This window comes from Pseudomonas sp. G3-39 (assembly GCF_054790485.1).
In genome coordinates this window covers 3,992,983-4,004,143 of the sequence record NZ_CP186497.1, presented here as the reverse complement: position 1 = coordinate 4,004,143, position 11,161 = coordinate 3,992,983, and the positions used below count along the sequence as shown (strand labels likewise).

The window sequence follows — 11,161 nt, the reverse complement described above, 5'->3', positions numbered from 1 at the left end:
TCCACAAAAGGCCGCATGATGACTCTCGGGTTTTCATGTGGCCTTTTTGTTTTGTGCTTGCGGTGGGATCGGCTGATCCATGACACTGTCCGGCCTGTGTGACGCAATTATTTCGCTGTGGAGACTGCCGGCATGGCGCACGAACTCTATACCCGCACCAATCAGAAGATCTATTTCGCCGGCCTGTCGCTGGAGGCTCTGGCTCGCGCCGAAGAGGGGCGGGCGATGAATTCGTTGGCGCTGATTCAGGCTGGCCGTGAATCAGCATTGTTTCACCTCTATGGCGCGCTTCTGGGACTGTGTCACGAGATCGCCGGTTTCTATCGTCTGCCTCAGGCCAATGCATCGCGAGCCGAAGCGTTGCTGACTCGCGAAGTCCTGGAATCGATTGCGATCCCGGAACTGGCCGAGATGGTTGAGCTGGCTGGTAACCCTGAAACCTGGCTGGCGAAATTGCTGGCGGCGCACTCGGCGTTGTTTCAGCCGCCACGGGTGCCCCACAAGCCCAAGGGTGATGTGACACAGCCATTGATTCAGGCCATTAATCTCGATGAAGAAGAGGCGCCGCAGGAGTTGAGTCGGGAAGAGCTGGAGAGCTGGCGGCAGAATCTCAAGGGCCTGGCAATCCGCTTTCGCGAAGGCTTGAACGAATGCTGAGGACAATTGACACGGTGGCAATCTGAAACATGCTGCTGGTCAAGATCCCGAGCGAAGCCCGAATGATGTCTATATAATCCCTGCCTTTCGTGGAGAACAGACCTATATGCCAACGTCCTTTCTAGAAATTGTCGAGTTACCAGACGGCCGAATCGAACTGCGCAGGGCTGAGGACGAGGGTTCTCTGGTGACGCTGGATTTCTCCGAGGATGCCAAAGCATTCCTGCAAGGCCAGCATGTGGAAATCGCGAAAGCGATGTTGAGCGTCGGCGTACAGATGGCCGGCCGTATGGTCGAAGGCGAATTTGATAAGGAAGAAGGGCCGCGGGTTCTTCACTGAGATCCGCCTGTCGGCGCTTGCCGCTGCAACATCAGATCGGCTTCTCTGTCCCTGGAGAAGCCCTGCGCTTCACACAGCGCGCGTTACAAGTGAATCAACCCAATCGAATGTTCAGGCTCTGAGCGTCGCCCGTGCGGGCTGCGCTGATCAGTTGTTGCCGTGAACTTGTGTTCAGCGGATTGAGCCAGGTTACCACCGTATGGCTACGACCCAGGCGCAGTGCTTCGCAGGCCAGTTGCTGAGCGCTTTGCGCACCACGAGGTTGCAGTAGCAGAATGCGTTCACGGTTCAGGCCGGCCTCTCGCAGCCAGATCTGGGTCAGGCTGGCTGGAGGGGCGATCAGCGTCAGCCAGCGTGCATCCTGATCCTCGCTCAGTTCGCGAAGGATCGGGGCCAGCAGGTTCAGGCAGTTCCCGGTCGCACCGCGCAGTGACAGCTCACTGAATACTTCCGGTTCGGCAATCCATGGGCGCTCGACCACATCTTTCAGGATCGGTGCCATCGGTTGTGCCAGAAACGCTTCGAATAGAGGCAGTTGTGTTTGCTGGGGTGTGTGTGGGAACTGCATAAAGCCTCCTTTAGCGGCGGATTACGCCGACACTCAAGCCTTCGATCACCAGTTCCTGATCTTTCAGGTCGACTTCGATAGGGGCGAACTCAGGGTTTTCGGCAATCAACCAGACTTTGCTGCCTTCGCGCTTGAAGCGCTTGACCGTCACTTCATCGCCGATCCGTGCAACCACCACCTGGCCATTGCGTGCTTCGCGGGTGGTGTGAACCGCCAGCAGGTCACCGTCGAAAATGCCGATGTCCTTCATGCTCATGCCGTGTACGCGCAACAGGTAATCGGCCCGTGGGTGAAAGAACGCAGGATTGATGTTGCAGGACTCTTCGATGTGCTGCTGGGCGAGGATCGGTGCGCCGGCAGCGACCCGGCCAATGATCGGCAGGGTAGAGTCGTCAGCCTTGGCTTCGAAACCGGGGATGCGAATGCCGCGGGAGGCGCCCGGGGTCATCTCGATAGCGCCTTTGCGGGCCAGGGCCTTGAGGTGTTCTTCCGCCGCATTGGGCGACTTGAAACCCAGTTCCTGAGCGATTTCCGCGCGGGTTGGCGGGTAGCCGTTGTCTTCGAGGCAGCGTTTGATAAAGGCCAGAATCTCGGCTTGGCGTGGCGTCAGCTTTAGCATATTGATCGCTCTGTCTTTTTATACAGTGACTGGGATTATATACAGTGAAGCGGTCTTGGCAATGCCCGTTTTTTTGCAGCCCGCCGGACGGTCGGTTCCCGTGCTTATTAATGCGCCGGTCGAGTGTGGTTAAATAGCTGACCGACCATTCCCAAAACGAACTGGCAGGCTTGACAAGGCACAGGCTGAAACGTATGTTTCAAACAAGTGTTTGTCAGGCGGAGTAGCCATGGCCCAGTCGGAAACCGTTGAACGCATTCTTGATGCTGCCGAGCAGTTGTTCGCGGAGAAAGGTTTCGCTGAAACCTCATTGCGTTTGATCACCAGCAAGGCCGGGGTAAACCTGGCGGCGGTGAATTATCATTTCGGCTCCAAGAAAGCGCTGATCCAGGCGGTTTTCTCGCGCTTCCTCGGGCCGTTCTGCATCAGCCTCGATAAAGAGCTGGAGCGTCGCCAGGCCAAGCCTGAAAACAAGCCGACCCTTGAAGAGTTGCTGGAAATCCTCGTCGAGCAAGCGCTCGTGGTGCAGCCACGCAGCGGTAACGACCTGTCGATCTTCATGCGTTTGCTCGGTTTGGCGTTCAGCCAGAGCCAGGGTCACCTGCGTCGTTATCTGGAAGACATGTACGGTAAGGTGTTCCGCCGCTACATGCTGTTGGTCAACGAAGCGGCTCCGCGCATCCCGCCAATCGAGCTGTTCTGGCGCGTGCACTTCATGCTCGGCGCTGCGGCGTTCAGCATGTCCGGGATCAAGGCCTTGCGCGCGATTGCCGAGACCGACTTCGGCGTCAACACCTCGATCGAACAAGTGATGCGTCTGATGGTGCCGTTCCTTGCCGCCGGCATGCGTGCCGAAACCGGTGTCACCGACCCCGCGATGGCGACTGCGCAGCTTCGCCCGCGCAGCAAATCGACTCCGGTGGCCGCCAAGGTTTAACCGCACACGGGTGGGCGCGGCTGCTTGTATCCGCTAAGCTAGCCGCCCATGCCGACTTTCGTTCTGAACCCGATCTCCATAGAAATTATTGGCCTGCCGAGCCCTGCTCACGGTAGCGATTTCTGGCGGATCGGGTTTTTCGTTTTCAAGGAATCTCTATGACTGCTGGCCTGCAAGGCTCGTTGATGGTGGACGTCGCCGGTACTTGGCTGACGGCCGAAGATCGCCAATTGTTGCGCCAGCCCGAAGTGGGCGGCCTGATCATTTTCGCGCGCAACATCGAGCACCCGCGCCAAGTGCGCGAGCTGAGTGCTGCGATCCGCGCCATTCGCCCGGATCTGCTGCTGGCGGTCGACCAGGAGGGCGGCCGGGTGCAGCGTCTGCGTCAGGGCTTCGTGCGCCTGCCCGCGATGCGTGCCATCGCCGACAACCCGAACGCCGAATACCTCGCCGAACAATGCGGCTGGGTCATGGCCACCGAAGTGTTGGCGGTCGGCCTCGACCTGAGTTTCGCCCCGGTGCTGGATCTGGATTACCAGCGCAGCGCCGTGGTCGGCACTCGTTCGTTCGAAGGGGATCCCGAGCGCGCAGCGTTGCTCGCCGGCGCCTTCATCCGCGGCATGAACAGCGCGGGCATGGCCGCTACCGGCAAGCATTTCCCCGGTCACGGTTGGGCCGAAGCCGACTCCCACGTCGCGATCCCGAATGACGAGCGCAGTCTCGACGAGATCCGCGCCAACGACCTCGTACCGTTCGCCAGACTCAGCAAGCAACTCGCTGCGGTCATGCCGGCGCACGTCATCTATCCGCAAGTCGATTCGCAGCCGGCCGGGTTCTCCCGTCGCTGGTTGCAGGACATCCTGCGCGGCGAGTTGCAGTTTGACGGCGTGATCTTCAGCGACGACCTTTCGATGGCCGGCGCCCACGTGGTCGGCGACGCTGCCAGCCGGATCGAAGCCGCGTTGACTGCCGGTTGCGACATGGGCCTGGTGTGCAATGACCGCGCTGCGGCCGAACTGGCCCTGAGTGCTGCGCAACGGATGAAGGTCAAGCCGTCCGCACGCATTGCGCGGATGCGCGGGCAGGCGTTCGCCAGCACCGACTACCGTCAGGATCCGCGCTGGCTCACCGCCATCGGCGCGCTCAAAGACGCTCAACTGATCGATTAAGGATTTTTGCTATGACGGTTTACGCAATCATCGGTGGCACCGGCCTGACCCAGCTCGAAGGCCTGAGCATTCGTCAGTCGTTGGCGGTGGATACGCCTTACGGTTCGCCGTCGGCTGAAGTGCAGATCGGCGAATATGCCGGCAAGGAAGTGCTGTTCCTCGCCCGTCACGGCCATCCCCATCGTTTCCCGCCGCACAAGGTCAACTACCGCGCCAACCTGTGGGCGCTGAAGCAGGCCGGCGCCGAGGCGATCATCGCGGTCAACGCGGTGGGCGGGATCCATCCGGCCATGGGTACCGGGCATTTCTGTGTGCCGCACCAGATCGTCGATTACACCAGCGGTCGCGAACACACGTTTTTCGCCGATGATCTGGAGCACGTCACCCATATCGATTTCAGCTTCCCTTACAGTGAGCCGCTGCGTCAGCAATTGATCGTCGCGCTGGCTGCCGAAGGTTGCGAATACAGCGATCAGGGCGTGTATGCCTGCACCCAGGGCCCGCGTCTGGAAACTGTGGCCGAGATCGTGCGTCTGGAGCGCGATGGCTGCGACATCGTCGGCATGACCGGCATGCCGGAAGCGGCATTGGCTCGTGAGCTGGATCTGGATTACGCCTGCCTGTCGCTGGTGGTGAATCCGGCGGCGGGCAAGACCACGGCGGTGATCACCATGGCCGAGATCGAGCAGGCGCTGCATGACGGGATGGGCAAGGTGAAATCGACGTTGGCGCGGGTGTTGGCCAGCTAAGGACTGTCCATGAGCAGTTTCATCGAGCGGCTTAAAGGGCTGGCATGGACTCACGCATTCAGTAGCAAGGCGTTGGCCAAGGCCCGCGCTTATGCTGCCGATGATCGGGTAGAGATCATCGAGATCGATGACAGGAAAATCGAGGCGTTCTGCGTCGGTTCGGAAACTCAGGCGTATGAACAAAGCATCTACCTGTCCGATGATCGCCTGGGATCGGTTAATTTGCGTTGCTTATGCACCTGCCCCGTCGCGATTGATTGCAAGCACTGCGCGGCGGTGCTCTATCTCCTGCAGGGCATTGACGACGATACGTCCGAAAGTGACGCCCAGATCCCCTTGGGTCGGGCGCTGGAGCATTGGCTTTCGACAGTCCCCGTCCCGGCCAGGCCCGTCGACGAAGGGGCGCAAACCGCGGGCACGCGCCTGTTTTACAAACTCAAACCCACGTCTGCGAACGGCAAGTGGCTGCTGGATATTTTCAAGGTCTATCAGCTCAAGAGCGGCGAGTTACGCGAAGTAAAACCGCTGTATTCGCTGTCGGACATGCTCATGCGTCAGCCCGGTTATCTGTCCGAACTGGATCTGCGCGTTGCCAGGCTGTTGGTCGCCATGCATTCCCATCACGCCTATTACAGCGGCTATCCGCTGGAAGGCAGCAGTGGCGCGGAACTGCTGGAAATGCTCCTGCGCACCTCGCGCCTGTTCCTCGACTTCGAAAACTTGCAGCCACTGACGCCGGGCGCGAAACGCATGGGTCTGTTCTCTTGGGCCGAGCAGGCCGACGGTGGGTTCCGCGCCCAGTGGAGCAGTGCCGAGGCTACGCAGGAAACCGTGCTGGCGCTGGAGCCGCTTTATTACCTCGATCGTGAGCAGCGACAGGTTGGTCCTCTGTTCAGTGAGCTGGAAGAAAAACTGGCCTGCCATTTGACCCTCGCCCCAGACATCCCGGCGCGTCAGGCGATGCAGTTCAGCCATCGCATGAGCGCGATGACCAAAATCTCGCCGCCGCACAAGCTCACCGAACGAATCATCGATGACGTGTTTCCGCAGCCGCAACTGACCTTGGTCAGCGGCCGGGAGCGTTCGCGCTGGGAATACGTTCTGGAGCACCGCGCCGCTCTGGTGTTTACCTACAACGGTCATCCGGCGGTGGATCGTAATCCGGAAGTGATGATCCTCAATGGCACTGAAACCCAGCGCATTCGACGCCAGCCTGCGATGGAAAAGAAGCTGCGCCAGAGCCTGCAAAAGCACGGCTTCAAAAAAGCCACGCGCAAGAGCGCTATGGATCGTCTCGGCGAGATGTTCACCTTGCCGGATGATTCCGCCTGGCTCGGATTCATGCATGAAGGGCTTGCCACACTGCGCGCCGCGGACTGGGAAATCGAAATCAGTCCCGGCTTCCATTTCGATGTGCAGCCGGTCGAACACTGGTACGCGGAGGTCGAAGAAGAGGCCGGGCATCAATGGTTTGATCTGCAACTGGGCATCGTCGTCAATGGCGAGCGCTACAGCTTGTTGCCGATCCTTCTGCATCTGTTGCGCACCCAGCCACGTTTGCTCGACCCGGTGAATCTGGCGCAACGCAGCGACGACGAAAAACTCCTGATCGAACTCAAGCCCAGCGGTTTTGGCGACCCGGCAGGCGCCAAGGTGGCGTTGCCGCTGAGTCGGGTCAAACCGCTGATGGCGACGCTGGGCGAGCTGTACCTGGGCGGACATCAGGGCGATGCGCTGCGCTTGACTGTTCCAGACGCCGCGCGCCTGAGTATGCTCGATGGCATGCCACTGGAATGGCAGGGCGGCGAACGCCTGCGCACTTTTGCCAAGCGGCTGCACAATTCCAGTCACACCCATATTGCTGCGCCGGCCGGCCTTAATGCGCAACTGCGCCCATATCAGCTCGAAGGCCTTGGCTGGATGCAGACTCTGCGGGAGCTGGAGGTCGGCGGCATTCTTGGCGATGACATGGGCTTGGGCAAAACCCTGCAGACCCTGGCGCATCTGCTCACGGAAAAGCACGCTGGTCGCCTCGATTGCCCGGCACTGGCGGTGATGCCGACCAGCCTGATTCCCAACTGGCTCGACGAGGCCCAGCGCTTCACGCCTCAGTTGAAGGTCCTGGCGCTGCATGGGGCCGGGCGGCAAAAAGACTTCGCCAATCTCGCCGAATACGACTTGGTGCTGACCACTTACGCCTTGCTGCCCAGGGATCTTGAAACGTTGCGGCCGCAGTCGTGGAGCGTGCTGATTCTCGACGAAGCGCAGAACATCAAGAACCCGCTGAGCAAAGCGGCGCAGGCCGCACGTGACTTGCAGGCCCGTCAGCGCTTGTGTCTGAGCGGCACGCCACTGGAAAACCATCTCGGCGAGCTGTGGTCGCAGTTTCATTTCCTCATGCCTGGCTGGCTGGGCGACAGCAAATCCTTCAACCGCGATTACCGCACACCGATCGAGAAGCATGGCAATGTCCAGCGCATGCAGCACCTGACGGCGCGCATCAAGCCGTTTCTGCTGCGTCGCAAGAAAGATCAGGTCGCCACTGAGCTGCCGCCGAAAACCGAAATCATCCATTGGGTTGAACTCAGCGACGGCCAGCGCGACGTCTATGAAACGGTGCGCGTGGCGATGGACAAAAAAGTGCGCGATGAAATTGCCCGCAGTGGTGTGGCGCGCAGTCAAATCATCATTCTTGATGCCTTGCTCAAGCTGCGTCAGGTCTGCTGCGATCTGCGCTTGATCAACATGCCTCTCACGGCGAAGGCATTGCGCTCGGGCAGCGGCAAGCTGATCAGCCTGATGGAGATGCTCGAAGAGTTGCTCGGCGAAGGTCGGCGCATCCTGCTGTTCTCCCAGTTCACCTCGATGCTGGCGCTGATCGAGCAGGAGTTGCAGCAGCGCGCTATCGGTTATTCGTTGCTGACTGGCGACACCACCGACCGGCGCACGCCAGTCAAGAATTTCCAGGGCGGCAAGGTGCCGTTGTTCCTCATCAGCCTCAAGGCTGGCGGTACCGGTCTGAACCTGACGGCTGCGGACACGGTGATCCACTTCGACCCGTGGTGGAACCCGGCAGTGGAGAATCAGGCAACTGATCGCGCTTATCGTATCGGGCAGAACAATCCGGTGTTTGTTTACAAGCTGATCGCTCGCGGCACGGTAGAGGAAAAGATACAAGCGTTGCAGCAGGAGAAAGCAGCGTTGGCCGGGGCGGTGCTGGAAGGGGGTACGACAGGTGGGTTCAAGCTGGAACAGAGTGACATCGAGGCGCTGTTTGCGCCGCTGCCGGTTTCCAGGCAGTAAGCTTCAGTTTGAACCTTCAACTGAGGTGATCCGTTCGCGAGCAGGCTCGCTCCCACAAGGGGAAATGCGATCCAACTGTGGGAGCGGGCTTGCTCGCGAAAGCTATCTAGCAAACACTGCACATCTCAACGCTTGTCGAACTTGTCCGGTAATGGCGCAAACAGCGCTTCGATGTCATCGCTCTGCAGTTTCCAGTCCCCGGCCTTGCGCCCATCCAGTACGCCTGCTGCCAAGTCAGACTTTTCCTTCTGCAGGTGCTGAATCTTCTCTTCCACCGTGCCCCGGGCAATCATCTTGTAGACGAACACCGGCTTCTCCTGGCCGATTCGATAGGCGCGGTCGGTTGCCTGGTTCTCGGTCGCCGGGTTCCACCACGGATCGTAATGAATCACCGTATCCGCTTCGGTCAGGTTCAAGCCGACGCCGCCGGCCTTCAGGCTGATCAGAAAAATCTGACGTTTGCCGCTCTGGAATTCCTTCACCGGCGTGCGCCGATCGCGGGTCTGGCCGGTCAGCAAGGCGTAGGCTACGTTGCGTTTTTTCAGTTCGTCTTCGATCAGGGACAGCATCGAGGTGAACTGCGAGAACAGCAGAATCCGCCGACCTTCTTCGAACAGCTCTTCGAGCATTTCCATCAGGCTGTCGAGCTTGCCCGAGCTGCTGCCGCGGGCGGGCAGGGTGGCGTCGTTGACCAGACGCAGATCGCAGCAGACCTGACGCAGCTTGAGCAGGGCTTCAAGAATGATGATCTGGCTACGCGCCACGCCTTTGCGAGTGATCTCGTCGCGGACTTTCTTGTCCATCGCCAGGCGCATGGTTTCGTACACGTCGCGCTGCGCCTCATTGAGATCGACCCAGTGGATGATCTCGGTTTTGGGCGGCAGTTCGGTGGCCACCTGTTCCTTGGTGCGGCGCAGCAGAAACGGTTTTATCCGCCCATTGAGGTGCTGCAGCCTGACTTCGCTGGCGCGCTTTTCGATCGGCACGCGGTAGTCGGCATTGAAGCTTTTGACATCGCCCAACCAGCCCGGCAGCAAAAAGTGGAACAACGACCACAACTCGCCGAGGTGGTTTTCCAGCGGTGTGCCACTCAGGCACAGGCGCTGGCGCGCGTTGAGTTCGCGAGCGGCCTGCGCGGCCTTGCTGTTCGGGTTCTTGATGTACTGCGCTTCGTCGAGCACCAGAACGTGCAGCGGCTGTTGTGCCAGCCGTTCGACGTCCTTGGGCAGCAGTGCATAGGTGGTCAGGATCAGGTCGAAGTCGGCCAGATGCTCGAAATGCTTTTTGCGGCCGGCACCGTACAGCGCGACCACTTTCAGTTGCGGCGTGAAGTGCGCGGCTTCGTCGAGCCAGTTCGGGATCAGGCTGGTGGGCATCACCACCATGCACGGTCGATCCAGACGCCCGGCGTTTTTCTCACTGAGAATATGCGCCAGGGTCTGTAAGGTTTTACCCAGACCCATGTCGTCCGCCAGAATCCCGCCGACCTCAAGCTGACGCAGGGACTGCATCCAGCTCAATCCTTCGAGCTGATAGGGACGCAACGTCGCGTTCAAGCCTTCCGGCGCTTTCGCGCTGTAGTCGCGGATGTCGCGCAGGCGTTGGGCGAAACTTCGAATCTGTTCGCCACCCTCCCACAGCAGGGGAATGCCTTCCAGCGAGTTGAGCCGCGTGGCGTCTGCCTTGCTCAAGCGCAGGGTGGTTTCGCCCGGCTCCTGCAAGTAGAACTCGCCCAGCGTCGCCAATACCGGTTTCAGTCGGCCAAGGGGCAGCGCCACTTGCAATGGCCCGTGCTCACTGTTGCGTTGCGGAATATTGACCAGAATCAGCTCGTCATCGCGGCGCCGCGCCAGGCGTTCCGGGTTGAGGATTTCCGTGTGCGAGCGCATCAGATTGAGCAGGATCGGCAGCAGGCTCAGGCGCTCACCATTGACGATGATCCCCAATTCCAGATCGAACCAGTCGCGTTCCGGCGCCTGTTCGACGGTGGCGTACCAGTCGTCGACGGCGGTCAGGTCGAAGCCGAATTCCTCGTCGATCTGCAATTCCCAGCCTTGGGTGCGCAGCTTCGGCAGTTCGTTGAGGGTGAACGTCAGCCAGGCGCTGTCGTTGACCATCTCGTACAGCTCACCGGCGCTTTCCGGCAGCGCTTTGCTCTGGCGCGTGGCGATACGGAAGCCGAGGATTCTTAACTGTTCGCGGTAGGACTGTTCCACTTCCGGATGGCGTTTTATCCGCAGGGTCTGGGTTTCCTGGCGAATCAGAATGTCGCTGTTTTTCTGCCCGCTGACGTACTCATCCAGATAGCTGAACGACAGCGCCGCCCGATGCTGAATATAGCGCTGCATCTTGCCGTTGCGCGGCTCGAACGCGCTGAACTCGACGCTGGCCAGCCACAGGCGCGGCAGCGGTTGCACGTTGTCCACCAGCACTTGCGGCGGCGCCTTGGGGCTGCGGTTTTCCAGAACAGCCTGGAGCTTTTCCAGCAACTCGGCGTCTTTCGCAGCGGCAGGGTATTCGAGGGTTTCCTGCACTTGCAGCAGCACCGCGGCGCAGTGTTTGCAGTTGTTGCGCACCGGGCAGGTGCAGGTGGCGTCAACCAGCAATAGGGTGTCTTTGGCTGACTCGCGCAGGTGAATGGTCTGACGGTAGACGTTACCGCCAGAGCCTTCGCAACTGGCGGTGATAGTCGCATCGCCGACCTGGGCGATGCGTACCCGGTTCTCCAGGGCGTAGCGGCGGCCACGCTCCAGGCTCTGTTCCTTGAATCGGCTGACCCAGGAGGGTGCCAACGGTTTACTCAGGGGCGGGGACATAAG

9 protein-coding genes are annotated in these 11,161 nt (G+C 60.1%); 6 read left to right on the top strand and 3 right to left on the bottom strand.

Annotation, left to right across the window (positions count from 1 at the left end; genetic code table 11):
- Positions 1–132 precede the first annotated feature (132 nt).
- Together ACOYXG_RS17870 and ACOYXG_RS17865 are read left to right on the top strand one after the other, a co-directional pair.
- Positions 133–657 carry a DUF6586 family protein gene (locus ACOYXG_RS17870; RefSeq protein ID WP_097088548.1) on the top strand — a complete coding sequence of 175 codons (525 nt, stop codon included), beginning with the start codon at positions 133–135 and terminating at the stop codon, positions 655–657.
- 106 nt (positions 658–763) lie between these two features.
- Positions 764–997: a hypothetical protein gene (locus ACOYXG_RS17865; protein WP_003226592.1), complete on the top strand. Its 234-nt coding sequence runs from the start codon at positions 764–766 to the stop codon at positions 995–997.
- A 94-nt stretch (positions 998–1,091) separates the two neighbouring features.
- Here the strand turns inward: ACOYXG_RS17865 and sulA are convergent, their stop codons facing one another.
- Together sulA and lexA are read right to left on the bottom strand one after the other, a co-directional pair.
- Positions 1,092–1,565, bottom strand: coding sequence for an SOS-induced cell division inhibitor SulA (gene sulA / locus ACOYXG_RS17860; RefSeq protein ID WP_097088550.1), 474 nt, complete (start codon positions 1,563–1,565; stop codon positions 1,092–1,094).
- Between the two features lie 10 nt (positions 1,566–1,575).
- Positions 1,576–2,184 (bottom strand): transcriptional repressor LexA, encoded by a 609-nt coding sequence (lexA, locus tag ACOYXG_RS17855; protein ID WP_003226590.1) that lies wholly within the window; start codon positions 2,182–2,184, stop codon positions 1,576–1,578.
- A 229-nt stretch (positions 2,185–2,413) separates the two neighbouring features.
- Between lexA and ACOYXG_RS17850 the strand changes: the two genes are divergently transcribed.
- From ACOYXG_RS17850 to ACOYXG_RS17835, 4 genes are all read left to right on the top strand, one after another.
- Positions 2,414–3,121, top strand: a complete 708-nt coding sequence (locus tag ACOYXG_RS17850) for a TetR/AcrR family transcriptional regulator (protein ID WP_007961819.1) — start codon at positions 2,414–2,416, stop codon at positions 3,119–3,121.
- A gap of 158 nt (positions 3,122–3,279) precedes the next feature.
- The gene (gene nagZ, locus ACOYXG_RS17845) at positions 3,280–4,290 is read left to right on the top strand and encodes a beta-N-acetylhexosaminidase (protein WP_041068989.1); all 1,011 of its coding nucleotides are present in this window, start codon (positions 3,280–3,282) and stop codon (positions 4,288–4,290) included.
- An 11-nt stretch (positions 4,291–4,301) separates the two neighbouring features.
- Complete coding sequence (locus ACOYXG_RS17840) at positions 4,302–5,039, top strand: S-methyl-5'-thioinosine phosphorylase (protein ID WP_027611451.1); 738 nt, start codon at positions 4,302–4,304, stop codon at positions 5,037–5,039.
- A gap of 9 nt (positions 5,040–5,048) precedes the next feature.
- Entirely contained in the window at positions 5,049–8,342 is a 3,294-nt protein-coding gene (locus ACOYXG_RS17835) for a DEAD/DEAH box helicase (RefSeq protein ID WP_460353149.1), read from the top strand.
- A gap of 125 nt (positions 8,343–8,467) precedes the next feature.
- On the opposite strand, the gene ACOYXG_RS17830 is transcribed toward ACOYXG_RS17835, so the two are convergent.
- The gene (locus ACOYXG_RS17830) at positions 8,468–11,158 is read right to left on the bottom strand and encodes a DEAD/DEAH box helicase (RefSeq protein ID WP_150369289.1); all 2,691 of its coding nucleotides are present in this window, start codon (positions 11,156–11,158) and stop codon (positions 8,468–8,470) included.
- Positions 11,159–11,161 lie beyond the last annotated feature (3 nt).